This window comes from Streptomyces sp. NRRL F-5135, from assembly GCF_000719775.1.
GTDB classification, from domain to species: Bacteria; Actinomycetota; Actinomycetes; order Streptomycetales; family Streptomycetaceae; genus Streptomyces; species Streptomyces hebeiensis.
On record NZ_JOHR01000006.1, the window covers coordinates 445,759 to 471,683 of the forward strand.

24 protein-coding genes are annotated in these 25,925 nt (G+C 71.8%); 15 read left to right on the top strand and 9 right to left on the bottom strand.

All coding sequences use genetic code 11. The features are described 5' to 3' along the window. The first annotated feature begins 44 nt into the window (after positions 1–44). The 8 genes from IG02_RS0112450 (at position 45) to IG02_RS0112480 (ending at position 6,644) form a co-directional block, all read left to right on the top strand. Positions 45–830, top strand: a complete 786-nt coding sequence (locus IG02_RS0112450) for an amino acid ABC transporter ATP-binding protein (RefSeq protein WP_030745429.1) — start codon at positions 45–47, stop codon at positions 828–830. A 297-nt stretch (positions 831–1,127) separates the two neighbouring features. Further along, positions 1,128–1,955 carry a glutamate ABC transporter substrate-binding protein gene (locus tag IG02_RS0112455; RefSeq protein WP_030745433.1) on the top strand — a complete coding sequence of 276 codons (828 nt, stop codon included), beginning with the start codon at positions 1,128–1,130 and terminating at the stop codon, positions 1,953–1,955. 90 nt (positions 1,956–2,045) lie between these two features. Beyond that, positions 2,046–2,720: an amino acid ABC transporter permease gene (locus IG02_RS0112460; protein ID WP_030745436.1), complete on the top strand. Its 675-nt coding sequence runs from the start codon at positions 2,046–2,048 to the stop codon at positions 2,718–2,720. After that, entirely contained in the window at positions 2,717–3,607 is an 891-nt protein-coding gene (locus tag IG02_RS0112465) for an amino acid ABC transporter permease (RefSeq protein ID WP_030745439.1), read from the top strand. Before IG02_RS0112460 ends, IG02_RS0112465 begins: the two co-directional genes overlap by 4 nt. A 205-nt stretch (positions 3,608–3,812) precedes the next feature. Beyond that, the gene (locus tag IG02_RS0112470) at positions 3,813–5,420 is read left to right on the top strand and encodes an FAD-dependent monooxygenase (RefSeq protein ID WP_030745442.1); all 1,608 of its coding nucleotides are present in this window, start codon (positions 3,813–3,815) and stop codon (positions 5,418–5,420) included. A gap of 47 nt (positions 5,421–5,467) precedes the next feature. After that, positions 5,468–5,539, top strand: coding sequence for a putative leader peptide (locus IG02_RS43610; protein ID WP_310851512.1), 72 nt, complete (start codon positions 5,468–5,470; stop codon positions 5,537–5,539). Positions 5,540–5,616: 77 nt separating this feature from the next. Then, entirely contained in the window at positions 5,617–6,237 is a 621-nt protein-coding gene (locus tag IG02_RS0112475; RefSeq protein WP_063756768.1) for a cysteine dioxygenase, read from the top strand. Beyond that, on the top strand, positions 6,234–6,644 hold the full coding sequence (locus tag IG02_RS0112480) for a rhodanese-like domain-containing protein (RefSeq protein ID WP_030745448.1): 411 nt from the start codon (positions 6,234–6,236) through the stop codon (positions 6,642–6,644). The genes IG02_RS0112475 and IG02_RS0112480 overlap by 4 nt, the downstream gene beginning before the upstream one ends. A gap of 75 nt (positions 6,645–6,719) precedes the next feature. Here IG02_RS0112480 and recX read toward each other — a convergent pair whose 3' ends face one another. Both recX and recA read right to left on the bottom strand, forming a co-directional pair. Then, a complete protein-coding gene (gene recX, locus IG02_RS0112485; protein ID WP_030745451.1) occupies positions 6,720–7,316 on the bottom strand; it encodes a recombination regulator RecX in 597 nt (198 codons plus the stop codon). Positions 7,317–7,324: 8 nt separating this feature from the next. Continuing rightward, positions 7,325–8,449, bottom strand: coding sequence for a recombinase RecA (recA, locus tag IG02_RS0112490; protein ID WP_030745454.1), 1,125 nt, complete (start codon positions 8,447–8,449; stop codon positions 7,325–7,327). Positions 8,450–8,915: 466 nt separating this feature from the next. Between recA and IG02_RS43445 the strand changes: the two genes are divergently transcribed. Next, entirely contained in the window at positions 8,916–10,715 is a 1,800-nt protein-coding gene (locus tag IG02_RS43445; protein WP_051764886.1) for an FG-GAP-like repeat-containing protein, read from the top strand. A 144-nt stretch (positions 10,716–10,859) separates the two neighbouring features. Here the strand turns inward: IG02_RS43445 and IG02_RS0112500 are convergent, their stop codons facing one another. Then, complete coding sequence (locus IG02_RS0112500) at positions 10,860–11,612, bottom strand: SDR family NAD(P)-dependent oxidoreductase (RefSeq protein WP_030745460.1); 753 nt, start codon at positions 11,610–11,612, stop codon at positions 10,860–10,862. Between the two features lie 306 nt (positions 11,613–11,918). Here IG02_RS0112500 and IG02_RS0112505 point away from each other — a divergent pair, with 306 nt between their 5' ends. The 4 genes from IG02_RS0112505 to IG02_RS0112520 all read left to right on the top strand — a co-directional run bounded on the left by IG02_RS0112505 (position 11,919) and on the right by IG02_RS0112520 (position 16,172). Then, on the top strand, positions 11,919–13,088 hold the full coding sequence (locus tag IG02_RS0112505) for a sensor histidine kinase (RefSeq protein ID WP_199814005.1): 1,170 nt from the start codon (positions 11,919–11,921) through the stop codon (positions 13,086–13,088). Between the two features lie 35 nt (positions 13,089–13,123). Next, positions 13,124–13,789: a response regulator gene (locus tag IG02_RS0112510; protein ID WP_030745465.1), complete on the top strand. Its 666-nt coding sequence runs from the start codon at positions 13,124–13,126 to the stop codon at positions 13,787–13,789. Between the two features lie 187 nt (positions 13,790–13,976). Continuing rightward, positions 13,977–15,335, top strand: coding sequence for a cytochrome ubiquinol oxidase subunit I (locus IG02_RS0112515; protein ID WP_234314715.1), 1,359 nt, complete (start codon positions 13,977–13,979; stop codon positions 15,333–15,335). 9 nt (positions 15,336–15,344) lie between these two features. After that, positions 15,345–16,172, top strand: a complete 828-nt coding sequence (locus IG02_RS0112520; RefSeq protein WP_030745470.1) for a cytochrome d ubiquinol oxidase subunit II — start codon at positions 15,345–15,347, stop codon at positions 16,170–16,172. A 66-nt stretch (positions 16,173–16,238) separates the two neighbouring features. On the opposite strand, the gene IG02_RS0112525 is transcribed toward IG02_RS0112520, so the two are convergent. Beyond that, a complete protein-coding gene (locus IG02_RS0112525) occupies positions 16,239–17,369 on the bottom strand; it encodes an AI-2E family transporter (protein ID WP_030745473.1) in 1,131 nt (376 codons plus the stop codon). Between the two features lie 246 nt (positions 17,370–17,615). Continuing rightward, positions 17,616–17,810: a DUF3046 domain-containing protein gene (locus tag IG02_RS0112530; RefSeq protein WP_030745476.1), complete on the bottom strand. Its 195-nt coding sequence runs from the start codon at positions 17,808–17,810 to the stop codon at positions 17,616–17,618. Positions 17,811–18,008: 198 nt separating this feature from the next. Between IG02_RS0112530 and IG02_RS0112535 the strand changes: the two genes are divergently transcribed. Next, positions 18,009–22,637: an ATP-dependent helicase gene (locus IG02_RS0112535; RefSeq protein ID WP_030745479.1), complete on the top strand. Its 4,629-nt coding sequence runs from the start codon at positions 18,009–18,011 to the stop codon at positions 22,635–22,637. A gap of 26 nt (positions 22,638–22,663) precedes the next feature. Further along, entirely contained in the window at positions 22,664–23,422 is a 759-nt protein-coding gene (locus IG02_RS0112540; protein ID WP_030745482.1) for an Fpg/Nei family DNA glycosylase, read from the top strand. 7 nt (positions 23,423–23,429) lie between these two features. Here the strand turns inward: IG02_RS0112540 and IG02_RS0112545 are convergent, their stop codons facing one another. The 4 genes from IG02_RS0112545 to IG02_RS0112560 form a co-directional block, all read right to left on the bottom strand. Further along, positions 23,430–23,651, bottom strand: a complete 222-nt coding sequence (locus tag IG02_RS0112545) for a hypothetical protein (protein ID WP_030745484.1) — start codon at positions 23,649–23,651, stop codon at positions 23,430–23,432. Between the two features lie 544 nt (positions 23,652–24,195). After that, positions 24,196–24,666 carry a Dps family protein gene (locus IG02_RS0112550; protein WP_030745486.1) on the bottom strand — a complete coding sequence of 157 codons (471 nt, stop codon included), beginning with the start codon at positions 24,664–24,666 and terminating at the stop codon, positions 24,196–24,198. 235 nt (positions 24,667–24,901) lie between these two features. Next, on the bottom strand, positions 24,902–25,285 hold the full coding sequence (locus IG02_RS0112555; protein WP_030745489.1) for a helix-turn-helix domain-containing protein: 384 nt from the start codon (positions 25,283–25,285) through the stop codon (positions 24,902–24,904). A 109-nt stretch (positions 25,286–25,394) separates the two neighbouring features. Then, positions 25,395–25,907, bottom strand: a complete 513-nt coding sequence (locus IG02_RS0112560; protein ID WP_030745492.1) for a CinA family protein — start codon at positions 25,905–25,907, stop codon at positions 25,395–25,397. Between the last annotated feature and the right edge of the window lie 18 nt (positions 25,908–25,925).

The following is a 25,925-nucleotide window of genomic DNA, read 5'->3' on the forward strand; positions in this document are numbered from 1 at the left end:
GTGACTAGGGTCCTTCCAATCGAGGAGGACGGAGCAAAAAGCCGATGAGCGGAGTGTCAGTGACCAAGGGCACCGAGGACGCCGGGCCGGCGACTGGCGACCTGGTCGTACTGAGCAACGTCAACAAGCACTTCGGCGCGCTGCATGTGCTCCAGGACATCGACCTGACTATCGCCCGCGGCGAGGTCGTGGTCGTCATCGGACCCTCCGGGTCCGGCAAGTCCACACTGTGCCGCACCATCAACCGCCTGGAGACGATCGACTCGGGTTCGATCACGATCGACGGCAAGCCGCTGCCGGACGAGGGCAGGGAACTGGCCCGGCTCCGCTCGGACGTCGGGATGGTCTTCCAGTCGTTCAATCTCTTCGCGCACAAGACGGTGCTGGAGAACGTCATGCTGGGCCAGCTCAAGGTCCGCAAGACGGAGAAGGCGGCGGCCGAGGAGAAGGCGCGGGCGCTGCTGGACCGGGTGGGCGTCGGTACGCAGGCCGACAAGTACCCGGCGCAGCTCTCCGGCGGCCAGCAGCAGCGCGTCGCCATCGCCCGGGCGCTGGCCATGGGCCCGAAGGTCATGCTCTTCGACGAGCCGACCTCCGCGCTCGACCCGGAGATGATCAACGAAGTCCTGGAAGTCATGCAGCAGTTGGCGCGGGACGGCATGACCATGGTCGTCGTCACGCACGAGATGGGCTTCGCACGCTCCGCGGCGAACCGGGTCGTCTTCATGGCGGACGGCCGGATCGTCGAAGAGGCCGGGCCCGACGAGTTCTTCAGCAATCCCCGCAGCGACCGCGCCAAGGACTTCCTGTCGAAGATCCTGCATCACTGACCCCCGGCGGGGTCACCGCCCCCGGCGGGCTCCCGCGTCACCGACCGCGCCGGGCCCGCACCGGGTCCGCGCCACCGGTCCCACGCCACCGATCCCGCGTCACCCGCACTCCACCGCACCGGGCCCGCGGCCCGGTTCGGCCCGGCTTTTCACGGCTTTACGGTTCCGACGGCTCCACGACCCCCGGTTCCACGGCTACGCGGCCCCCGCGGCTGCGAACAGCTCCTGCTCCTGGTGCGTCCGGGGCCGGCGGCACCTGTTTCTCCGTTCACGTCTCACCCGAGGGAAGTTCACGCAATGAAGCTTCGCAAGGCAAGCGCGGCCGCCGCCGCCGCTCTCGTTCTCTCCCTGACCGCGACCGCCTGCGGCGGGGGCAGCGGCAGCGACGGCGACGACGGCAAGATCACCATCGGCATCAAGTTCGACCAGCCGGGCCTCGGGCTGAAGAAGCCGGACGGCACCTTCGCGGGCTTCGACGTCGACGTGGCAACGTACGTGGCCAAGGAACTGGGCTACGAGGCCAAGGACATCGAGTGGAAGCAGACGCCCAGCGCCGAGCGCGAGAACATGATCGCCAACGGTGACGTGAAGTTCGTCGTCGCCAGCTACTCGATCAACGACGAGCGCAAGCAGAAGGTCGACTTCGCCGGCCCGTACTTCGTCGCCCACCAGGACCTGCTGGTCCGCGCGGACGACAGCTCCATCACCAAGGCCGAGGACCTGAACTCGAAGAAGCTGTGTTCGGTCACGGGTTCCACCCCGGCGCAGAACGTCAAGGAGAAGCTCGCCCCGAAGGCCGACCTCCAGGAGTTCGGCGGCTACTCCGAGTGCCTGACCGGCCTGGAGAACAAGGCCGTGGACGCCATCACCACGGACGACTCCATCCTCGCCGGCTACGCCTCGCAGAAGGAGCACCAGGGCAAGTTCAAGCTCACCGGCCTCAAGCTGAGCGACGAGAACTACGGCATCGGCCTGAAGAAGGGCGACACCGACCTCCAGTCCAAGATCAACAAGGCGCTGGAGAAGATGGAGTCGGACGGCTCCTGGGAGAAGGCCGTGAAGGCCAACTTCGGTCCGGCCAACTACAAGAACGACCCTGCCCCGAAGATCACCGAAGGCAGCTGACCGCAGTCGAGTCCACGGTGACGTGCCGCGGCCGGTCCGTCCGGCGGCGGCACGTCCCCACCAGCCAACCAGGGGAGAGCGCGGGGCATCGTGTTCGACTTTCTTGATTCCGGGCGGTATGACCTGCTCGGCGCCTTCTGGGTGACGGTGCAGCTCACCCTCTACTCAGCGATCGGGTCCCTGATATGGGGCACGCTGCTGGCCGGCATGCGCGTCGGTCCCGTCCCGGTGATGCGCGCCTTCGGCACCGCGTACGTCAACGTGGTCCGTAACACCCCGCTGACGGTGGTCATCGTCGGCTGTTCGGTGGGGCTCGGCCAGACCCTCCAGATCACCCTCGGCGGCGAGGACTTCAAGACCATGGGCTTCCGGCTCGCGGTCCTGGGCTTCATCGCCTACACCAGCACCTTCGTCTGCGAGGCGCTGCGCTCCGGCATCAACACCGTGCCCGTCGGGCAGGCGGAGGCGGCCCGAGCCCTGGGGCTGAGCTTCGTCCAGGTGCTCACGCTGGTGGTACTGCCCCAGGCGTTCCGTGCCGTCGTCGCGCCCCTCGCCAACGTGCTGATCGCACTGACCAAGAACACCACCGTGGCGGCGGCGATCGGTGTCGCCGAGGCGTCACTGCTGATGAAGGAAATGATCGAGAACGAAACCAGCGCGCTCTTCGCGGTCTTCGCGCTGTTCGCCTTCGGATTCATCGTTCTCACCCTCCCGATGGGCCTGATCCTCGGCTGGGTCAGCAAGCGAGTGGCGGTGAAGCGATGAGTTCCACGTCCGTTCTCTACGACGCCCCCGGTGTCCGCGCCAAGCGGCGCAACATCATCTACACGGCCCTCTTCGTGGTCGCCTTCGTGCTGGCCGCCTGGTGGATCCTGTCCGTGATGGCCGACAAGGATCAGCTGGCGGCCAACAAGTGGAATCCGTTCGTCACGGACGCGGAGGTGTGGACCACCTATCTGCTGCCCGGGCTCGGAGTGACGCTCCAGGCAGCGGCCCTGTCCATCGTGATCGCCCTGCCGCTGGGCGCGCTGCTGGGCATCGGCCGGCTCTCCGACCACGCCTGGGTACGGGTCCCGGTCGGCGCAGTGGTGGAGTTCTTCCGTGCCATCCCGGTCCTGCTGATGATGGTCTTCGCCGCTCAGTTGTACGTGCAGTTCAGCACCGTCTCCTCGGACCTGCGCCCGATGTACGCCGTGGTGACCGGTCTCGTGCTCTACAACGCCTCGGTGATGGCCGAGATCGTACGGGCCGGTATCCTCTCGCTGCCGCGCGGCCAGACCGACGCCGCGAAGGCGATCGGCATGCGCAAGGGCCAGACCATGGTCTACGTGCTGGTCCCGCAGGCGGTCACGGCGATGCTGCCGGCCCTGGTCAGCCAGCTCGTGGTGATCGTGAAGGACACCGCGCTGGGCGGCGCCCTGCTCGGCCTGAACGAACTGCTCTACCAGCTGCGCCCGATCACGGCGAACTACGGCGCGAACACCATCGCGACCCTCGTCGTCATCGGTCTCATCTTCATCGGGCTGAACTCCCTGCTCACCAGCTTCGCCGGCTGGCTGGAGAAGCGGCTGCGGCAGGGCAAGAAGAGCTCGGGCGCGGTGCTCAGCGCCGATGACGTACAACAGGCCAACGCCCCGGGCGGAAAGGCCTGACCCGAGCGGTTCCCGGGACGCGTGCGACGGGGGTGCCCGCGCAGGTGAGACCCGCTGCCCCCAGTGGGCAGGGGCCTCGCTTGACGCGAGCACCCCCAGTCGGTTGCATACGTTCTGTGATCACACACCGGGCGGCCGACGCCGCCGACCGTTCGACCGCACGGACCGCGGAGGCCGCAGGAACAGGAGCCGCTGGAGCCGCGCCGTGGACCCGGTGATCGTTGTCGGCGCGGGCCCGGTCGGGCTCGCGCTCTCGCTGGCCCTCGCCGCGCAGAAGGTCCCCTCCGTGGTCCTGGACGAGGGATCGGGGGCCGAGGAGCCGCGCCCGGCGCGCACGGCCGTCCTGCGGCCCGACACCGCCGCCCTGGTGGCCGCGCTCGGCTGCACGACCCTCCGCGAGGAGGGCGCCCGCTGGACCGGCTGGCGTTCGATGCGGCGCAAACAGCTGATGCGGCAGATCCCGCTGGGCGGTGCCGACCGCTCCTCGCCCACGCACCTCCCGCAGCACGAGCTGGCCCGCGGGCTGCGCGCGGCCATCGCCGGCCAGGACCTGGTGCGAATGGTCCCCGGCTGCCGGCTCGACTCGCTGGAGCAGGACGCGCGCGGGGTGACCGTCCACACCAAGGGCACCGAGACCACCTGGTGGCGCGGCAGTCACCTGGTGGGCTGCGACGGCGCCAGGTCCACGGTCCGCAAGCTGCTCGACATCCGTTTCCCGGGGCGTACGGCCGTGGAGCGCCACGCGGTCGCCGCGCTCCGCGCCGAGCTGCCCTGGCCCGGCGAGGCGATGCTGCACCGGTCCCCGCCGTGGCGCGGCGGGGGCGCCGAGGTCTCCGCCCGGCCGCTGCGGCACGGGGCCTGGCGGCTCGACTGGCTGCTGCCCGCGCGCGGCGAGTTGGTCACGCCCGACGCCCTCGTGGCGCGGTTACGGGACACCCTGGCCGGCTGGTGCGGCGACACCCCGCCCTACGACCTGCTGGACACGGGCGTCTACACCCTGCACCACCGGCTGGCCAGGCGGTGGCGGGTGGGACGGGCCTTCCTCGCGGGGGACGCCGCGCACCTGCTGGGCGCGGTGGGCACCCAGGGGCTGGACGAGGGCCTGCGGGACGTCGGCAACCTGGCCTGGAAGCTGGCCGAGGACTGGCATCACGGGGCGTCGGAGACGCTGCTGGACAGCTACCAGGCGGAACGGCGCACGGCCGTCGCCGCCCGGCTGCGCGCCGCCGACCAGTCGCTGGCGGTCGTACGGGGCGGTGGCGGGCTGCGCACGTACATGCCGGGGTCCGCGCGCGGCCAGGACGCGCTGCTCGCCGACGGGCACCTGGGGCACGGGGCATTGGGAGCACCGCCGTCCTATCCGCGCTCCCCCCTCGCGCCTCCGCGCGCCGAGGGGCAGACGTCGGTGGGCACGCCCTCGGGCGCGCAGGCCGCGGACGTGTGGCTGACGGCGCCCGACGGCACGACCGGTCACCTGCGGGAACGGCTCGGACAGGGCCGGCTGCTGGTGGTCCTGGTCGCGCCCGGCACCGGCGTGTGGGACCGGCGGCACTGGATGACGGCGGGGGTGATGCCCCGGCTGGCGGCCGCCGTGAAGGGGCTGCCCCTGCGGGCGGAGCTGCTGGTCACGGAGGCGTATCCGGGCGCGTCGGCCCATACGGTGCTGCTGGTGCGGCCGGACGGGCACCTGGTCACGGCCTTCGCCGGGGTGCGCCCGGCGGAGCTGTACGCGGCGGCGGACGCGGTGCGCGGCGGCCCTCGCACGCAAACATCCGAACAGACGTCCGACGACCATACTGTGAACATCAATTGACCGTCGCAGGCGTGCGTGGTGTACTCCGGATCGTGACCGACACCGATGTGCGCCTGTGGCGGAGGGTCCATATGGACCTGCTCCGCTATGCGGGCTGCGTGTGTCGCCCGTCCTGCTGATTCGCCTCGATGTCCCGCGCTCCCCGTGCTCCGCCACGGCGGCGCTTCCTCGCGATCACCTCAGGACGGCTCCCACCATGTCTGTTCCCGTCACGACGTCGCTGCCCGCCGCCGGTGCCGGTTCCGCCTCGGGCCCGGTTCCACCGGCCGCTTCCGAGACCGTGCCCCCGGCAGCGGCCGCGTCCTCGCCCCCGAGCACGGACACCGGGCCCAGCCCCGCCGAACTACTCGGCTTCGTCCGCTCGGTGGCCTCCGACGCCGAGCTGATCTCGTCGCTTCCGCTCGACCCCGAAGGCCGTACCTGGCTGCGGCTCGACGGGCCCGGAGGCAGTGAGGCATGGCTGATCGGCTGGCCGCCCGGTACGGGCACCGGCTGGCACGACCACGGCGGCTCGCACGGCGCGTTCGCCACCGCCTCGGGCACGTTGAAGGAGGACTCCCTGGCGGCCCGGCTGCCCACCGAGGGCTGGAAGACGCTGGAGCTGGCCGAGGGCGTCGACCGCGAACGGCAGCTGGCCGCGGGCGAGGGCCGCGCGTTCGGCAGGCACCATGTGCACGAGGTACGCAACGACTCCGAGGACGGGCACGCCGTCTCGGTCCACGCCTACTACCCGCCGCTGCCGCTGATGCGCCGCTACAGCCGCACGGGCGCGGTACTCCGGCTGGAGCAGGTGGAGCGTCCGGAGGAGTGGGAATGAGCACCGGCGCGCAGCGGCCCGGTCCGGGGCCGACGGGGATAGACGAGCTGCTGGACCGGGTCCGCGCGGACCTGGACCGGATCGGCCCGCGCGAGGCGTTCGAGGCCGCCCGGGACGGCACGCTGCTGGTCGACATCCGCTACGCGGCACTGCGCGACCGTGACGGCCTGATCCCCGGGGCTCTGGTGATCGAGCGCAACGAACTGGAATGGCGGCTCGACCCCCAGGGCAGCCACCGTGCCCCCGAGGCCACGGACCACGATCTGCGCATCGTGGTGATCTGCAACGAGGGATACGCGTCGAGCCTGGCGGCGGTCTCCCTGCGTCACCTGGGCCTGCGCCGGGCGACCGACCTCATCGGCGGCTTCCAGGCGTGGAAGGCCGAGGGACTGCCTGTCACCCGGTGAGGGCTCGCGGGACAACGGGACGGGCGGCCAGGCTCCGGCCAGACCCGTCCGGCCGGTCTCCGTGGCCGGACGGGCCTACGCGAAGCCCTCGTCCAGACCCTCCGTGTCCTCGTCCTCTTCCTCCAGCGCCTGTCTGACCACTCGCAGCGCCAAGCCCTCCGCGTAGCCCTTGCGGGCCAGCATGCCCGCGAGGCGGCGCAGCCTTCTGTCCCGGTCCAGGCCACGGGTGGACGTGAGTTTCCGGGCCACCAGCTCGCGCGCGGTCGCCTCCTCCTGGTCGGAGTCCAGCTGTCCGACCGCCTCGTCGATCACGGCCGCGTCCACCCCCTTCGTCCGCAGCTCGCGCGCCAGGGCCCGGCGGGCGAGGCCCCGGCCGTGGTGGCGGGATTCCACCCAGGCGTCCGCGAACGCCGCGTCATTGATCAGCCCCACGTCCTCGAAGCGGGCGAGCACCTCCTCCGCGATCTCGTCCGGAATCTCCCGCTCGGCCAGCGCGTCCGCCAGCTGTCGCCGGGTGCGGGGTGTGCCGGTGAGCAGGCGCAGACAGATCGCCCGCGCCCGCTCCGCCGGGTCCTGGGGTGCGGGCTCCCGCTCGGCCCTCGACGACCGGGAACCCGCACCCTGCTCTCGCCCCGCCCGCTGCCACGTGTCCTTCGCCTGCGCGTCAGGCACGGCACGCACTAGCTCTTGGCCGTGGCCGCCTTGGCCGCCTTGGCCTTGGAGGCGGCGGCGCCGGCGGGCTTCACCGGATCATCGGCGGGCGGCGTCCCGGCCGCGGCCGCGGCGGGCTCGCCCTTGGCGGCGTCCGGCCTGACCCCGACCCCCAGCTTCTCCAGGATCTTCTTCTCGATCTCGTTGGCGAGATCGGGGTTGTCCTTGAGGAAGTTGCGCGCGTTCTCCTTGCCCTGGCCGAGCTGGTCGCCCTCGTACGTGTACCAGGCGCCGGCCTTCCGGACGAAGCCGTGCTCCACGCCCATGTCGATCAACCCGCCCTCGCGGCTGATGCCCTGGCCATAGAGGATGTCGAACTCGGCCTGCTTGAACGGGGGCGAGACCTTGTTCTTGACGACCTTGACACGCGTCCGGTTACCGACCGCTTCCGTGCCGTCCTTCAGCGTCTCGATGCGGCGGATGTCGAGCCGGACCGACGCGTAGAACTTGAGCGCCCGGCCACCGGTCGTGGTCTCCGGCGAGCCGAACATCACACCGATCTTCTCGCGGAGCTGGTTGATGAAGATCGCGGTGGTCTTGGACTGGTTGAGCGCGCTGGTGATCTTCCGGAGCGCCTGGCTCATCAGCCGCGCCTGGAGACCGACATGTGAGTCGCCCATCTCGCCCTCGATCTCCGCGCGCGGCACCAGCGCGGCGACGGAGTCGATGACGATGAGGTCGAGCGCGCCGGAGCGGACCAGCATGTCCGTGATCTCGAGCGCCTGCTCGCCGTTGTCCGGCTGGGAGAGGATGAGGTTGTCGATGTCGACACCGAGCTTCTTCGCGTACTCGGGGTCGAGGGCGTGCTCGGCGTCCACGAAGGCCACGGCACCGCCGGCCTTCTGCGCGTTCGCCACGGCGTGCAGCGTCAGGGTCGTCTTACCGGAGGACTCCGGCCCGTACACCTCCACCACGCGGCCACGCGGCAGGCCGCCGACGCCGAGGGCGACGTCGAGCGCGGTCGAGCCGGTGGGGATGACCTCGACGGGCTCGTTCGGCCGCTCGCCCAGGCGCATCACCGCGCCCTTGCCGAATTGCCGTTCAATCTGTGCGAGCGCGGCGTCCAGCGCCTTCTCGCGGTCGGTTCCTGCCATGGGTTCCACCCGATTTGCTTGAGTCGTTCTCTTCACGTCAAAGACGCTATCCCCTGCCACTGACAACGCGCCCCGACGTCCTCCCGGCCTGTGGACAACTCCGCCGAAATCCCTGCCGCCGCCCGGGCGGCCCGCCCCCGGGAGCATCGGCCACCCACCCATAAGAATAGACGTTCGATTTTGGTGTCAAGCGGACCACGCGGGCGGAGCGCACGGAACAGCGACCGGCCCACCCGCCCGACCGGCGCACGCCACACCCCACCCCGCCCCACCCCGTTCCACCCCGCCACGTCGCCCGACCAAATCTCCACCGGAGCTTCATAACTGACTTGCCATCAGAAGGCGGGGCCGGATACACCTACCTGCACCTCGACAATTCTCGAACGCACGTACCCCTTGTGGTTCCGAACGCGCTCGGGATTCCCCGATGTGCCCGGTTCCTCACAACCCACCCGTTGGAGGCAGCATGTCCATGCTCACAAGACCCGGGGCCGGATGGCCCCGCACGATCGCCCGCTCCGCCGCGCTCGGCTGCGCCGGACTGCTGGTGAGCGGCTCCCTCATGGTCACCACGGCCACGGCGGCCGACGGGCCGGGCAGTGGCCCGCTCGGCAACGGGGCGCCCGGCGCCGTGGCCCTCACCGCCCCGCCGGCCCCCGAGCGGCCCGTCTTCGACATCCCGGGAAGGGACGCCCCCGCCCAGGGCGCCCACGGTGCGCGCGCCCCCCGGGCCGCGGCCGGCACCGCCGCCGCCCGGGCCGACCTGGACGGCGACGGCCTGGGCGACTTCATGTACCGCGGCCTCTACGGCGACGTCTGGGCCGACTGGGGCAGCGACGGCGCGGAGGTGATCTCGCCGGACGACTCCGAGGTCAAGGACCTGATGCTGCCCGGCGACCTCACCGGCGACGGCAAGGCCGACGCCCTCACGCTGTCGCCGACCGGCGCCCTGCGGCTGCACAGTGGCGTGGACGCCACGGTTCCGGGCGGCATGACCTCGTACACCACGCTCAGCACCGGCTGGCAGACGTACGACAAGCTGGTCGTCCCCGGGGACCTCACCGGCGACGGCGCCCCCGATCTGCTGGCCCGCGACTCACGGGGGCTGTTCCTCTTCCCCGGCACCGGTAAGAACTTCGGCACCGGCATCCAGGTGGGCGGCGCGGGCTGGGGCCAGTTCGACCAGCTGGTCGGGGCGGACGACCTCAACGGCGACGGCCTCGCCGACCTCATCGCCCGCAACGACGCGGGGCTGTACGTCTACCCGGGCAACGGCAGCGCCACGGGGTACCCGTTCAAGGAGCGGGTCCAGATCGGCGGTACCGGCTGGCTCCAGTACAACCAGCTGATCGGGGGCACGGACTACGACGGCAACGGCACCGCGGACCTCGTCACCCGCTCGTACGACGGCACCCTCTACTTCTACCGGGGCAACGGCGACGGCACGCTCGACGCCCGGGTGGAGGTCGGCACGAACTGGAACGGGATCACCCAGTTCGCCGGCGCCGGCAGCCGGCCGTTCTTCGGCAAACACGGCATCTACACCCGCACCCCCGGCGGGACCCTCTACTACTACGACGGCACCGGCACGGGCCGTCTCTCGGAGAAGTACCTGATCGGCGACGGCTGGGACCGGTCGGCGGTGCGGCTGATCCACACCGTGTCCCTGCGGGCGAACGGCGACTCCGACCTGCTCGGGCACAACACCTACGACGGCCACCTCTACAACTTCATGCTCTACGCCGAGGCCGATCCCGAACTCGCGGGCGGTTCGACCTCGTACAACCTGGTCGTGGGCCCCGGCGACCTCGACGGCGACGGCAAGAGCGACCTGCTGGCCCGTAACTCCGACACCCTCTACTTCTACGGCGGCAACGGCGACGGCCTGTCGGTGAAGGGCCGGGTCGCGGTCGGCGGCAGCGGCTGGATGCAGTTCAACACCCTCGTGGGCGCCGGCGACCTCACCGGCGACGGCCGCGCCGACCTGATCGCCCGCAGCTCCGAGGGCCTGTTCCTGTACGCGGGCACCGGCAAGGCGGCCACCCCCTTCGCCGCGAAGGCACAGGTCGGCGGGGCGGGCTGGGGCCAGTACACGCAGCTGGCCGCACCCGGCGACATCAACGGTGACGGCACCGCCGACCTGCTGGCCGCCAATTCCGCGGGTGAGCTGTACTTCTACGCGGGCACCGGAAAGGCGGCCACGCCCTTCAAGGAGCGCGTGAAGATCGGTTCGGGCGGCTGGAGCCAGTACGCCGACCTGCTCTGAAACCGGGGAACGATCCCGGCCCGGTCCTCGCACGCCTCGCGGCGAGGACCGGGCCGGGCATGGCGCCGCCCGTCTCCTGGGCCCCACCACGGGCCACGAGGGGTCCGTACTACAGGGACGACCGCCCGTCGTACCGCGGCGTCATCACGCCAGATAGCCACCGTCTATGACGTGCGTGCTGCCCGTGATGAACCCCGCGGAGTCGCCGGAGAGGAAGTGGATCAACTCGGCTATCTCCTCGGGCCGTCCGAGTCGCTTCACGGCCTGGGCACCGATGACCGCCTGCTCCCAGCCGTCCGGGCCCGACCGGAGAGCCGGGGTGTCCACACCGTTCGGTGCGACGGCCACCACGCGGATGCCCGCCTCGCCGTACTCCAGGGCCGCGACCCTGGTCAGCCCGATGATGCCGTGCTTGGTCGCGGTGTGCGCGGCCAGGGCCGGGGCACCCTTCAGGCCCGACGTGGACGTGAGGTTGACGATCACGCCTCCCCCTAAGGTGAGCATGGCCCGTATCTCGGCCCTCATACAGGCGAAGACCCCCACCAGGTTGACGTCCAGGACGCGGCGGAACTCCTCCGTCGACAACTCGGCCAGAGGCGCGAACCTGTTGATGATCCCCGCGTTGTTGACGGCGACATGCAGCGCCCCGTACCGCTCCATGACCGACTCGACGAGCGCGTCGACGGCCTCGGGATCGGACACGTCCACCCGCGTGGGCCACGCCGTGCCACCCGCCGCCTGAATCGTCCCGGCGACGCCGGCGGCCGACTCCGCGTCGATGTCCGCCACGACGACCGTCGCGCCGGCCGCTCCGAACCGGGCGGCGGTCGCGGCACCGATGCCCGACCCCGCCCCGGTGACCAGCACGACCTTGTCCCTGAAATCCTGCTCCGACACTGCGCCTCCCGCACACGCGCCTCAAAGACGGTCTCCCGCCACATTTCCGCGAGCAACCTGCCCATCGCCCCCGCGCCGTACACGCCGCTCCGGCACCCGGCGGACGGCCCCGCCGCCCGCCGGCGCAGACCTCCCCGCCGTCGCTCGCGCGCGGCCGCGCTTATCCTCGCTCGCATGGTGCTCCCACTCGCCGGGCGCGGCGGCCTTCCCGGGCGCGACGGCCTCCCAGGACACGGTGGTCTTCCCGGGCGTGACGGCCTCCCCGGGGGCGTCCCGCGGCCGACCGGGCGCGGGACGGACATCGCCGTGACGCTCGCCGTCACCGCCCTCGTCGTGACCTGGACTCTGCTCCTCGCACGCTCCGGCCATGAGCCACCGGCCCGCGCGGCGGGCGGCTGGGCGCTGGTCGCCGTCGGCTGCGGGGCCCTGCACTTCCGTCGGGTGCGGCCGCTGCCCGTGGCCGTGATCACCCTGCTGGCCAGCGGGCTCTACTACCCGCTGAGCGTGTCCGACGGACCACTGATCCTCACGTTCGCGCTCGCGCTCTACACGCTGGCCGCCGAGGGCCACTTCACGGCCTCGGCCGCCCTGGCCGCCGTCACCCTGCTCGCCGTCGGCTTCGGAGAGCTCCGTCAGGGGTCGGGCCGACGCCAGATCGACGACACCTCGCTCGTCATGCTCGCCGGCTGGCTGATCAGCCTGGTCGCCGTCGGCCGCGCCCAGCGCACTCGGCTCGCCTACCTCCACGAGGTCGAACAGCGGGCCCTGGCCGCCGAGCGCGAACAGGAGGCCAGGGCGCGGCAGAGCGCCACCGAGGAGCGGCTGCGCATCGCCCGCGACCTGCACGACGTACTCGGGCACAGCATCTCGCTGATCAATGTCCAGAGCGGCGCGGCGCTGCACCGGCTGGGCAAGCGGCCGGAGCCGCCGGTCGCCCTCGGCATCGCCGAGGAGGCGCTGCGCACGGTCAAGTCGACCAGCAAGGAGGCCCTGCGTGAGCTGCGCGGTGCCCTCGGTGTGCTGCGTCAGGCGGACGAGGCGGCACCGACCGCCCCCGCTCCCGGCCTCGACCGGCTGGGGGCGCTGATCGAGGGCGCCCGGTCCACAGGTCTTGAGGTACGTCTCCGTACCGAGGGCTCGAGACGGTCCCTGCCGCCGCCCGTCGACCTCGCCGCGTACCGGATCGTGCAGGAGTCGCTCACGAACGTGACACGGCACGCGGGCGCTCGTACCGCGCTGGTGACCGTCGTCTACGGCGACACCGACCTACGGGTACGGATCGACGACGACGGACGCGCCACCGACGAGGGCCGACGGCAGGGCGAGGGCCCGGACACCGGGCCGACGGGGAGCGGAACGGGCAGCGGAATACGAGGCATGGCCGAACGGGCACAGGCGCTCGGCGGGAAGCTGACCGCGCACCATGTCCGGGACGGCTTCCGGGTCGACGCCCGGCTGCCCCTGAACCGTTTCTGACGACGGAAAAGAACGAAAAGAAAAGGGGGGACACCATGATCCGTGTGCTGCTCGCAGACGACCAGACGCTCGTACGCGCCGGCTTCCGCTCCATCCTCTCCGACGAGGACGACATCGAGGTCGTCGGCGAGGCGGCCGACGGCGAACAGGCCGTCGCCCTGGCCCGCGAGCTGCGGCCCGACGTGGTCCTGATGGACATCCGGATGCCCGGCACCGACGGCTTGGAGGCCGGCCGCCGTATCCTCGGCGATCCCCGCCTGGACGGAGTGCGCGTCGTCATCCTCACCACCTTCGACATCGACGACTACGTCTACGGGGCGCTGCGCGCCGGCGCCTCCGGCTTCCTGGTCAAGGACACCGAACCGATGGAACTGCTGCACGCCGTACGGGTCGTGGCGCGCGGCGACGCGCTGATCGCCCCGGCCGTCACCCGTCGGCTCATCGCCGAGTTCGCCGGGCGCGGCAGGCGGCCGGACCCCGGTCCCCGGCTCAACGCGCTGACCGAGCGGGAGCGTGACGTGCTGGGCCTGGTGGGAGCGGGGCTGTCCAACCAGGAGATCGCGCAGCGGCTGGTGCTCTCCCCGGCCACCGCGAAGACCCATGTCAGCCGGATCATGACCAAGCTGGACGTCCGGGACCGGGCGCAACTGGTGATCCTCGCGTACGAATCGGGAATGATCACCCCGGGCTGGCTGGGCTGAGTACCGTCCCCGACGCCCCTGCTCACCACCGCGACCGGCGCCCACGGCCGCGACTTCCGTGGTAGACGTACACCCGCGACCGCAACTTCCGTGGTAGGCGAAGGCCCGCGACCGCAACCCCGGGCGTACGCCGGGTGTCATCCGAGGGCCGACGCGGCGCCCCGTACCGTACGCCCAGGCTGTCGGCGTGCCAGATTTCCTCACCGCCGCGAGCGGTCCCGTGGACGCGGAGACGCTCGACCTCGCGCGGCTGCAGTTCGCCCTCACCGCGGGCGGTCATTTCCTGTTCGTCACGCTGACGCTGGGGCTGGCGACGATCGTCGCCTGCGTCCAGACGTACGCGACGATCAGTGGAAAGCCTGCGCACGCACGGATGGTGCGCTTCTGGGGACAGCTGTACATCATCAACTACGCCGTCGGAATCGTCACCGGCATCGTGATGGAGTTCCAGTTCGGACTGAGCTGGAAGGGGCTCACCCATGACGCGGGCAATGTCCTCGGGGCCACGCTCGCCGTGGAGACGATCACCGCGTTCTTCGTGGAGTCCACCTTCCTGGGGCTGTGGATCTTCGGCTGGCATCGGTTCGGACCACGCGTCCATCTTGCGCTGATCTGGGTCGTCACGCTCACGGCGTATCTGTCGGCCTACTGGATCCTCGTCTCCAACGGCTTCCTCAACCACCCGGTGGGGCACCGCACCGTCGGTGGCCAGGTCGTCCTGGACGATGTCGGCGCGCTCCTGACCAATCCCACCGCCCTGCTCGCCTTCGGGCACATCGTGGCCGGTTCGCTGCTGACGGCCGGTTTCTTCATGGCCGGTGTCAGCGCGTACCACCTCTTCCGGCGCACGCCGGAGTACGAGTTCTTCGGGCGCTCCCTGCGGATCGGAGTGTTCGTCTCGCTCCCCGCGCTGATGGTGACCGCCGCCTTCGGTGGCGTGCAGTTGTCATCACTTACCGACCTACAGCCCATGAAAATGGCCGTGTTCCGGCAGAAGACGGATGAAATCGCGCAGCTACAGGCGGAAATGACCAGCCGGTTCGGTCCTGGCGACTATGTGCCGTCGATGGCGTGGACGCGCGGCGGGGCGCTCGTGATGCTGCTCGTGTTCGCGCTGATGATGTATCTCTGCCTGGCCGGGACCGTCCTCGCGTGCATCCGTCCCGCGGTCTTCCGGTTCCGGCTCTGGCACGTGGTGCTGATGGCGTCCGTGCCGCTGCCGTACCTCGCGATGATCAGCGGCTGGGTCTTCCGGGAGGCCGGGCGGCAGCCCTGGGTGGTGTACGGGTTCCTCAGGACGCGGGACGCCGTCTCGGACCTGTCCCCCGCCGCCATGCGCGTCTCGCTGATCACCTTCACCACGCTGTTCGTCCTGCTGGCCGTCGGCAACGCGCTGCTGCTCTGGCGCCATGCCCGGCTCGGGCCCGTGGAGTCCGGGCTCGGCCACGACGAGCGCGGGGACGCGGCGCCTCCCGGACCGGGCCCCGGCCCGGGCTCGGATCCGGGCTCGGATCCGGTCGGCCCCCTGCCCGTCCCGCGCTACTGAGGAGCTGTCGTGGAGACTCTCGCCATCGCCCTGCTCGGCTTCTTCGTCACCGGATATCTGGTCCTGGGCGGCGCGGACATCGGCACGGGAATGCTCCTGCCGTACCTCGGCCGCGACGAGAGCGAGCGCCGGCTCGTCCTGACGTCCTTCGCCCCCTTCTTCCTGGGCAACGAGGTCTGGCTGGTCGCGGCGGCGGGGCTGTTCGTCGGCTGTTTCCCGGAGCTGGAAGGGGAGTTGCTGAGCGGCCAGTTCGCGGTCGTCGTCCCCCTGATCGTGGGCTGGATCGTCCGGGACATGGGCCTGTGGCTGCGCGGACGCTCGGCCACCGCGGCGGTGCGCGACGGTGGCGCCGGACGTCGTGGCGCCCGTACCCGCGGCACGCTCCGGCGCGCGGCGTGCGACGGCGCCGTCGTGTGCGGGAGCTGGACGGTCGCGCTGGGCTGGGCATGGCTGCTGGCGGCGCTGTTCAACGGCTCGGTGACCGAACCCGCCTCGGGGCCGGCCGCCGTGCTCACCTCGGCCGCCGTGACCACGCTCTTCCTCGCGCACGGCCTCGGGTTCGCCGCGCTCCGGCTGACCGGCGCGCCCTTCGAGCGGGCGCGCCGCGGGGTGGGCCGTACCGGCACCCGGCAGTCCTTGGCCCTGACCTCCGTCCTGATGGGCGCCGTTGTCGTACTGGCCGGACGCGGCCTGCCGCTGTACGAGTCGGCCGCGGACGGGGCGACGCTCGCGCTGCTGGTGCCCGTGGTGCTGGTGACCACGCCCTTGCTGGTCGCTGTTCAGGTGTGGCTGTGGCGCACCTTCCGGCGCCGGGTGACCCACCCGTCGTACATCTGACGTGTTCCGCCGAGGCGCCTCCGAGACGCTGCGCACCGACCGTCGCCCTCGTACGAGCCGGTCATGTCAACGCCGCCGGGGCCCGTTGCCCGTGTTCAGTGCGCGCCGCATCTGCCGCAGCACCCGGCCGCCGCCACTGCGCGGCACCCCGCCGCGTACCCGCGCGTCGTCCATCACGTCGTACCGCTTCACATACGCCCCGAGGAACGCCTGGAGCGTGGCGACCGCCGGAATCGCGATCAGCGCGCCGACCGCGCCCAGCAGGGCGGTGCCGGCGATGACCGAACCGAAGGCCACCGCCGGATGGATGTCGACGCTCTTGGCGGTGAGCTTGGGCTGGAGCATGTAGTTCTCGAACTGCTGGTAGATCACCACGAAGCAGAGCACCCACAGCGCGTACCACGGGTCCTCGGTGAAGGCGATCAGCATCGGCAGCGCCCCCGCCAGATAGGTGCCGATCGTGGGGACGAACTGGGAGACGAGCCCCACCCAGACGGCGAGCGCCGGCGCGTACGAGACGTTCAGGAACTCCAGCAGCACGTAGTGCGCCGTTCCGGAGATCAGCGCCATCAGGCCGCGCGAGTAGATGTAGCCGCCGGTCTTGTCGACCGCGATCTCCCAGGCGCGGAGCACCTCGGCCTGGCGGGCCGGCGGCAGCACCGAGCAGAGCGCGCGCCGCAGCCGGGGCCCGTCGGCCGCGAAGTAGAACGAGAACAGGAAGATCGTCAGCAGCCGGAAGAACATGCCCAGCACGGTGGTGGAGATGTCGAGGACTCCGGTCGCGCTGTTCTGCACGTATCTCTGGAGCCAGTCGGAGTGGAGCAGGCTGTCCTGGACCTCGACGCGCGACAGCTCCGTGCGGAACGTCGTGTTCACCCAGCTGATCACCGAATCGAGGTACTCCGGGAAGGACTCGACCATGTCGATGATCTGGGTCGCCAGCATCGAGCCGAGCATCACCACGAACCCGACGCTCGCGCACAGCACGCCGAAGAAGACCAGGAACGTGGCGAGTCCGCGCCGGACACCGCGCGCCGCCATGGCGCTGACGGCGGGTTCCACCGCGAGCGCCAGGAAGAAGGCGATGAGCACGTTGATCAACAACCCGATGAGCTGGTGGAACGCCCAGCTGCCGAGCTGGAAGCAGGCGACGAGCACCAGTGCCAGGACCATGGCGCGCGGCAGCCAACGGGGCATGCGCGCCGGGCCACCGACGCCGCCGCCCCCGACTCGGCCCCCGGTGCCCCCGGCGTCCGACGGCGGCGGCGCGTCGGACGGGGCCCGGCGCGCTTCCCGCGCCGCCGATGGCGAGTCGTCCGGCGCGTCCGGCGGAGGGCTGGGGGGGTGTACGTCCGATACGGGGTTGTCAGTCGCGGCCACGGAGCAAGTGTCGCCTACGGATGTGACCACCGAACACAAGCCCGTGGGGCTCCGGTCATCGCCTCACCGCTTCTCGGCCGGGACGTCCATGGCGGCGCAGACGGCGCGCCACACGTCCTTCGCCTCCCAGCCGGCGTCGAGCGCCTCGTTGACCGTACGGCCGCCCAGCTCGGACATCACATGGTCACGGGCGAAGGAGTCGGCGTAGGCGGGGCCGAAGTGGTCCGCCATCCGTTCCCAGAAAATCGTCAACCGCATGCCCTTAAGTATCCCGCCCGGGGCCCGGACCGCCGACGTGCCCGCCTCGAGCGCCGTGACCACCGTGACCGCCATGACTGCTGTGACCTCTGTGATCTATGTGACCATCGGGGCCACCCGGCCACCCGGCCACTCCGGCCATCGCGGCCACCGCCCGGGTCCGGGCGATTGTCAGTGGGCGGGTGCACGATGGGGTGCATGGCAGGAACCGCGCTCGACTCCTTCTCCCCCGCCACCCGCGGCTGGTTCTCGGGTGCCTTCTCCGCGCCCACGGCCGCGCAGGAGGGCGCCTGGCGCGCGATCGGCGCGGGCTCGGACGTGCTGGTCGTGGCCCCCACCGGCTCCGGCAAGACACTGGCAGCGTTCCTGGCGGCGCTGGACCGGCTGGCGTCGGCGCCCCCGCCCGCCGAGGCGAGGAAGCGCTGCCGTGTGCTGTACGTCTCACCGCTGAAGGCCCTCGCGGTCGACGTGGAGCGCAATCTGCGCAGCCCCCTCACCGGCATCCGGCAGGAGTCCGTGCGGCGCGGGCTGCCGGAGCCCGACGTCCGGGTCGGTATCCGCTCGGGCGACACCCCGGCCGCCGAGCGCCGGTCGATGGCCACCCGGCCGCCGGACATCCTGATCACGACGCCCGAGTCGCTGTTCCTGATGCTCACGTCCTCCGCGCGGGACGCGCTCGCCGGGGTGGAGACGGTGATCCTGGACGAGGTGCACGCCGTGGCCGGGACGAAACGCGGGGCCCATCTCGCGCTGTCCCTGGAGCGGCTGGACGACCTGCTGCCGAGGCCCGCGCGCAGGATCGGGCTGTCGGCGACGGTGCGGCCGGTGGAGGAGGTCGCCCGCTACCTCTCGCCGCGGCGGAAGGTCGAGATCGTCCAGCCGCCCTCCGGCAAGGAGTTCGACCTCTCCGTGGTCGTCCCGGTGGAGGACCTGGGCGAGCTGGGCGGCTCCCCCGCGTCGGCGCCCGAGTCGGACGGCGGGGACAAGCCGTCGATCTGGCCGCACGTGGAGGAGCGGATCGCCGATCTCGTCCAGGCCCACCGCTCCACGATCGTCTTCGCCAATTCCCGCCGGCTGGCCGAGCGCCTGTGCAACCGGCTGAACGAGATCGCCTATGAACGCGCCACGGGCGAGCCCCTGCCCGAGGAGCACTCCCCCGCCGAGCTGATGGCCCAGTCCGGCGCGGCCAGGGGCGCTCCCGCCGTGCTGGCCAGGGCGCACCACGGCTCGGTCTCCAAGGAGCAGCGCGCCCAGGTGGAGGAGGACCTGAAGGCGGGCCGGCTGCCCGCCGTCGTGGCCACCTCCAGCCTGGAGCTGGGCATCGACATGGGCGCGGTCGATCTCGTCGTGCAGGTGGAGTCGCCGCCCTCGGTGGCCTCCGGCCTCCAGCGGGTCGGCCGCGCGGGCCACCAGGTGGGCGCGGTGTCCACCGGCGTCGTCTTCCCCAAGTACCGCGGCGATCTGGTGCAGGCCGCCGTCGTCACGGAGCGGATGCGGGACGGCGCGATCGAGGCGCTGCGCGTGCCCGCGAATCCGCTGGACGTGCTGGCGCAGCAGCTGGTCGCCATGGTCGCCCTGGACACCCGGCAGGTGGACGACCTGCTCGCGCTGGTCCGCCGTGCCGCGCCGTTCGCCTCCCTGCCCGAGTCGGCGTTCATGTCCGTGCTGGACATGCTCGCCGGGCGTTATCCCTCCGACGCCTTCGCGGAGCTGCGCCCGCGCCTGGTGTGGGACCGCGTCACCGGTACGGTCACGGGCCGCCCGGGCGCGCAGCGCCTCGCCGTCACCTCGGGGGGCACGATCCCCGACCGGGGGCTCTTCGGCGTCTTCCTCGCCGGAGCCGACCCGAAGAAGGGCGGCGGCCGGGTCGGCGAGCTGGACGAGGAGATGGTCTACGAGTCGCGCGTGGGAGATGTGTTCACTCTCGGCACGACCTCCTGGCGCATCGAGGACATCACCCGTGACCGGGTCCTGGTCACGCCCGCTCCCGGCGCCCCGGGCCGGCTGCCGTTCTGGAAGGGCGACCAGCTGGGCCGCCCCCTGGAGCTGGGCCGCGCGGTGGGCGCGTTCCTGCGTGAGATCGGTTCCCTCTCCGAGGAGGACGCCCGGCTGCGGCTGCTGACCGCCGGGCTGGACGGCTGGGCCGCCGGCAACGTGCTCTCGTACCTGGACGAGCAGCGCCGCGCCTGCGGCCATGTCCCCGACGACCGGACCATCCTGGTCGAGCGGTTCCGCGACGAGCTGGGCGACTGGCGGGTGGTGATCCACTCCCCCTTCGGGGCACAGGTGCACGCCCCGTGGGCCCTGGCCCTGGGCGCCCGGCTCGCCGAGCACTACGGGATGGACGCGCAGGTCATGCACGCCGACGACGGCTTGGTGCTGCGCCTGCCGGACGCCGACCTGCTGGGGATGGACCTGCTCGACGACGAGCCGGGCAGTGGTGCGGGGACGGCCTTCGACAGCGAGCAGGCGCCCGTGGGGGCCGCGGACGTCGCCTTCGACGCGGGCGAGGTCCGCGGGATCGTCACCGACCAGGTGGGCTCCTCGGCGCTGTTCGCCGCACGGTTCCGGGAGTGCGCCGCACGGGCGCTGCTGCTGCCCCGGCGCAGTCCCGGCAAGCGCACACCGCTGTGGCAGCAGCGCCAGCGCGCGGCACAACTGCTCCAGGTGGCGAGCGAGTTCGGATCGTTCCCGATCGTGCTGGAGGCGGTGCGGGAGTGCCTCCAGGACGTCTTCGACGTCCCCGGCCTCACGGAGCTCATGGGGGACATCGAGGCGCGCCGCGTCCGGCTGGTCGAGGTCACCACCACCGAGCCGTCCCCCTTCGCCCGCTCGCTGCTCTTCGGCTATGTCGCCCAGTTCCTGTACGAGGGCGACTCGCCCCTGGCCGAGCGGCGGGCCGCGGCGCTGTCACTGGACTCCCGGCTGCTGGCGGAGCTGCTGGGCCAGGCCGAGCTGCGGGAGCTGCTCGACCCCGAGGTGCTCACCGATCTGGAGCGGGAGCTCCAGTGGCTCACGGACGACCGGCGCGTCAAGGACGTGGAAGGCGTCGCCGATCTGCTGCGCGTCCTCGGGCCGCTCACCGGCGCGGAACTGGCCGAGCGGGGAGCGCGGGCCGGCTGGGCGGAAGAGCTGGCCGCGACCCGCCGCGCGATCAGGGTCCGGATCGGCGGGGCCGACCACTGGGCGGCCGTCGAGGACGCGGGGCGCCTGCGGGACGCGCTCGGCACGGCCCTGCCGGTCGGTGTGCCCGAGGCGTTCACGGAACCGGTCAAGGACCCGCTCGGCGACCTCCTCGCCCGCTTCGCCCGTACGCACGGCCCGTTCACCTCGGCCACGGCCGCCGCGCGGTTCGGTCTCGGGGTCGCCGTCACGGACGGCGCGCTGCAACGGCTCGCGGCGTCCTCCCGGATCGTCCAGGGCGAGTTCCATCCCTCCGGCATCGGTCAGGAGTGGTGCGACGCCACGGTGCTGCGCAGGCTGCGCCGCCGCTCGCTGGCCGCGCTGCGCCAGGAGCTGGAGCCGGTGGCACCCGCCGCGCTCGCCACGTTCCTCCCGCAGTGGCAGCATCTGAGCGGCGACAGCCTGCGCGGCATCGACGGGCTCGCGCGGGCCGTCGAGCAGTTGCAGGGAGCTCCCGTGCCGGCCTCCGCCCTGGAGAAGCTGATCCTCCCGTCCCGGGTGCGGGGCTACGCGCCGGCGCTCCTGGACGAGCTGACCACGACCGGTGAGGTGCTGTGGGCCGGGGCGGGCGCGCTGCCCGGCAAGGACGGCTGGGTCTCGCTCCATCCCGCCGACAGCGCACCGCTGTTGCTGCCGCCGCCGCACCCGCTGGAGCTGACGGCGCTTCACGAGTCGGTCATGAACGCCCTGTCGGGTGGCTACGGCCTGTTCTTCCGGCAGATCGCGGAGCAGATCCGCGCCACCACCCATCCCGACGTGACGGATCCCCAACTCGCCGACGCCGTGTGGGACCTGGCCTGGTCGGGCCGGCTCACCAACGACACACTCGCCCCGCTGCGCGCCCTGCTGGGCTCGGGGCGGACCGCGGGGTCCACGGCCCACCGCGCGCGCCGCCCGGTACCCCGTGGCCGGTACGGGACGCTGACGGCCGCCGCACGGCCGGCCTCCCGTACGGGCCCGCCGACGGTCAGCGGCCGCTGGTCACTGCTCCCCGACCGGGCCCAGGATCCCACCCATCGCGCGCACGCCCTGGCCCGGACGCTCCTCGACCGACATGGCGTGGTGACCCGAGGGGCGGTCGCGGCCGAGGGCGTCGAGGGCGGCTTCTCCGCCATGTACCGGGTGCTGTCCGCCTTCGAGGACAGCGGCCAAGCGCGCCGCGGCTATGTGGTCGAGGGTCTGAGCGCGGCCCAGTTCGCGATGGACGGCGCGGTGGACCGGCTGCGCGCGGCGGCGACCGCCCGCGACCGCGCCGAGGGCGGTCCCACCGGCCGCGCCGTGGTCCTGGCCGCGGCCGACCCGGCCAACGCCTACGGGGCGGCGCTGCCCTGGCCCGAACCGCCGGAGGGCGCCACCCACAAACCGGGCCGCAAGGCGGGCTCCCTGGTCGTCCTGGTGGACGGCGAGCTGACGCTCTACATGGAGCGCGGCGGCAAGACGCTGCTGGCCTGGCCGGCGGATCCGGAGGACCCGGCGCTGGAGGCCGCCGCCCGGGCGCTGGCCGAGGCGGCTCGCGCGGGCGCGCTGGGCACGGTCACGGTGGAGCGGGCCAACGGGATACCGGCGCTCACGTCCCCCCTGGGCCGGGCGCTGGAGGCGGCGGGCTTCCACGCCACCCCCAGGGGCCTGCGGCTGCGCGTCTGAGAGGCCGCGTCGCGCATCATGGAGTCATGCCCGAAGGAGACACCGTCTGGCAGACCGCGCGGCGACTGCACACCGCGCTGGCCGGGCAGCGCCTCACCCGGTTCGACCTGCGGGTGCCCCGGTTCGCCACCGCCGACCTCACGGGCCGTTCCGTCCTCGACGTCGCCCCGCGCGGAAAGCATCTCCTCACCCGGATCGAGGGCGGCCTCACGCTTCACTCGCATCTGCGCATGGACGGCGCCTGGCAGGTGTACGGCCCCGGCGAGCGCTGGCGCGGCGGGCCGGCTCATCAGATCCGCGCGGTACTCGCCACGGAGCGGCACACCGCGGTCGGCTACCGTCTGCCCGTGCTGGAGCTGCTGCGCACCGGCGACGAGGAGCGCGTGGTCGGTCATCTCGGCCCGGATCTCCTCGGCCCCGACTGGGACCCGGGCACCGCGCTGCGCAATCTCCTCGCCGACCCCGCCCGCCCCGTGGGGGACGCGCTGCTCGACCAGCGCAACCTCGCCGGCGTCGGCAACATCTTCCGGTCCGAGACCTGTTTCCTCGTGCGGGCGGTCCCCTGGCTGCCCATCGGCGAACTTCCGGCACCCGAGCGCCTGGTGACCGCCGCCAAGAAGCTTCTCGAGGCCAACCGTGCCCGCCCGGGCGGCAGTCGGCGTCTGTACGTGTACGGCCGCGCGGGCCACCCCTGCCCACGCTGTGGTGCCCCCATCCGCAAGACGGACCAGGACGAGCGCCCGGTCTACTGGTGTCCCGTATGCCAGCCGGAACCGTCCAGTTGACGCCGCGTCAGCCCCGTGCGCCGTCTCGCGGCCCGGATATCGCGCCGGAACGGCGCCGGTGCCGCGAGGACGCGACATGCACCGGCACCAGGCTCAGTCCCCAGCCCCCCGCCGCCACCGCGGCCTCCGTCAGGCCGGTGTGCGCGGGCGCCAGCGCGATCCGCAGTACGGCCCACCACCACAACCCGCCCACGGCGAGCGCCGGCAGAAGGGTCCATCGCCTTGCCATGGCTGCCTCCTCCGGCCGACGCTAGACCTGCACGATCATCCGGCGCGAGGGCGCATCGGATGCACGCCCCGGCGCGCGGAGCCAGGGGGATACGAAAAGCCGATACGGTGACGCTCACGCCACCGGGGACCGCGGGCCGACCGCCCGCTCCGCCCGTCGGCCGGCCGACCACCCGCTCCCGGCCGGGGAACCGGTCCTCCGCGCCGGGAACCGGTCGTCCGCCAGGCCCTGTCCGGGCGATGCCTCTTCCTCGCAGTGTGCCCCGGCGGCGTCCGCGCCGCATCCAGAGCGCGTCATGCCTCCGTAGCGCAGTGTCACCGGCGCGCGCCGCCGGTCGCCCGCCGACGCGCCTCCACATCGCCTCGGGACCCGGTCACCCTGGTCCCGCCGACACCGGGCCCCGAGAGCTTTCCGCGGCCGGCGGCCCGCGTACGCGAAGAGTCGTACGCGAAGCGGCGGACCACGCGTCTGCCGGTGCACCGCGTACGCGGGAGCGGACCGCCCCGTCACACGGTGCGGTCCGCTCGGCCCGACATGGCTCGCCCTACACGTTCTCGGCCTGGAACATCCAGGCGTGCTTCTCGAGATCGGCCGTCACCTGGATCAGGATGTCCTGGGTCACCGGGTCCGGCTCATCCGTCGCCCGGACGCGTTCCCGCATCCGTTCCACCACGGAGTTGAGCGAGTCCACCAGGAACCCTACGACGTCGGCGTCCTTGATCCAGCCGTTGTGCACCGTATCGATCCCGCTGGTCGCCGCCACCGTCGCGGCCCGGCCGTCGGGTGTCACCCCGATCGCGGCGGCCCGCTCGGCAACGGTGTCCGAGTGCTTGCGCGCGGTCGCCACGACATCGTCGAGCTGGAGATGCACGGACCTGAAGCGTGGCCCGATGATGTTCCAGTGGACCTGCTTGCCGACCAGAGAAAGATCAACCAGGTCCACGAGGGCTCCCTGGAGCGCCTCACCGACAACCTTCAGGTCTTCCTCCGGCAGAGCACTCTTCACGACAGACATGCGAAACCTCCAGTTCCGTTCGCGACGCGGCTCTCCTGCTGCTGTTCCCAGGCTCTCTCCACCATGACATAAAAGCCATGAAACGGTCATTCAGGAGAACAAGCCGCCATAACCTCTCATTCACCGCAAGACAAGAGCCCCGGTCGGGTTCGAGTACCCGCCGGGGCTCCCATCAAACTGCCACACGCTGTGCAGAGAATTCGTGCCGATCACGCTCGTCGGACGGCAGCGGTCGTCAGGCCGCGACGACGTCCACCGCCTCCGCGGGCGCCTTGATCGTCACGCGCTCCGTCGGTACACCTGCCACCGACGTCACAGAGACGGAGTTGAGCATCGGCCGCACCGGCGCGGGCACCGGTGCGTCGGCCGCCGCCGACGCCGCCAGTTCGGCCAGCGACAACTCGTCGCTCACTTCCCGCATGAGCTCGGACATCCGTACGTCAAGCGCGTCGCAGATCGCGGAGAGCAGCTCGGAGGAAGCCTCCTTCTGCCCCCGCTCCACCTCGGAGAGATAGCCGAGCGAGACTCGGGCGGACGAGGAGACTTCGCGCAGAGTACGGCCCTGGCGCTGGCGCTGCCGACGCAGCACGTCACCCAGCAGGCGACGGAGCAGAATCATCGGTGGCTCCCTCCTCGGACCGCGTAGCCGCATCCTTCACGCCCCACCGTACCGCCTTGCGCCGCGGCCGTGCGGGGAGCGATGTCGTGTTCACTCAGGGCTGCAAACATCAAGTCCCCCCGTTCTCTTCCGTATCCTGTGCCCGCCCGTTCCCCGGGAGTTCGCCGAGGAGCAGCGCGAGCACGCTGCGCACACTCTCTTTACGGATGTCCGTACGCACGCCGTTCAATCGCAGAGCGTTCACTTTCTCCCTGCCCTCCGGTCCCGCGACGGCCACGTACACCGTCCCCACGGGACGCCCGTCCTGCGGTTCGGGCCCCGCGACGCCGGTGGTCGCCACTCCCCACGTGGCACCGAGCGCCCGGCGCACCCCGGCGGCCATCTGCCGCGCGACCTCGGCGTCCACCGCCCCGCGTTCGTCCAGCAGCGCCCCGTCGACCCCCAGGACCTCCCGCTTGAGGTCCGTCGCGTAGGCGGTCACCGACCCCCGGAAGGCCCGAGAGGCACCGGGGACGGCCGTCAGCTCCGCGGCCACCAGGCCACCGGTCAGGGACTCCGCCACCGCCAGTGTCGCACCGCGCGCCCGCAAGGCGGCCAGTACCCGCTCCGCGTCCTCACTCACCGTAGTGCGGTCCTCGCT

Bases quoted from the DNA above. Each gene is read 5' to 3' on its own strand.
- IG02_RS0112450 (WP_030745429.1), top strand. From the start codon at position 45: ATGAGCGGAGTGTCAGTGACCAAGGGCACCGAGGACGCCGGGCCGGCG.
- IG02_RS0112455 (WP_030745433.1), top strand. From the start codon at position 1,128: ATGAAGCTTCGCAAGGCAAGCGCGGCCGCCGCCGCCGCTCTCGTTCTC.
- IG02_RS0112465 (WP_030745439.1), top strand. From the start codon at position 2,717: ATGAGTTCCACGTCCGTTCTCTACGACGCCCCCGGTGTCCGCGCCAAG.
- IG02_RS0112475 (WP_063756768.1), top strand. From the start codon at position 5,617: ATGTCTGTTCCCGTCACGACGTCGCTGCCCGCCGCCGGTGCCGGTTCC.
- IG02_RS0112480 (WP_030745448.1), top strand. From the start codon at position 6,234: ATGAGCACCGGCGCGCAGCGGCCCGGTCCGGGGCCGACGGGGATAGAC.
- recA (WP_030745454.1), bottom strand. From the start codon at position 8,449: ATGGCAGGAACCGACCGCGAGAAGGCGCTGGACGCCGCGCTCGCACAG.
- IG02_RS43445 (WP_051764886.1), top strand. From the start codon at position 8,916: ATGTCCATGCTCACAAGACCCGGGGCCGGATGGCCCCGCACGATCGCC.
- IG02_RS0112510 (WP_030745465.1), top strand. From the start codon at position 13,124: ATGATCCGTGTGCTGCTCGCAGACGACCAGACGCTCGTACGCGCCGGC.
- IG02_RS0112525 (WP_030745473.1), bottom strand. From the start codon at position 17,369: ATGCCCCGTTGGCTGCCGCGCGCCATGGTCCTGGCACTGGTGCTCGTC.
- IG02_RS0112530 (WP_030745476.1), bottom strand. From the start codon at position 17,810: ATGCGGTTGACGATTTTCTGGGAACGGATGGCGGACCACTTCGGCCCC.
- IG02_RS0112535 (WP_030745479.1), top strand. From the start codon at position 18,009: ATGGCAGGAACCGCGCTCGACTCCTTCTCCCCCGCCACCCGCGGCTGG.
- IG02_RS0112540 (WP_030745482.1), top strand. From the start codon at position 22,664: ATGCCCGAAGGAGACACCGTCTGGCAGACCGCGCGGCGACTGCACACC.
- IG02_RS0112545 (WP_030745484.1), bottom strand. From the start codon at position 23,651: ATGGCAAGGCGATGGACCCTTCTGCCGGCGCTCGCCGTGGGCGGGTTG.
- IG02_RS0112550 (WP_030745486.1), bottom strand. From the start codon at position 24,666: ATGTCTGTCGTGAAGAGTGCTCTGCCGGAGGAAGACCTGAAGGTTGTC.
- IG02_RS0112555 (WP_030745489.1), bottom strand. From the start codon at position 25,285: ATGATTCTGCTCCGTCGCCTGCTGGGTGACGTGCTGCGTCGGCAGCGC.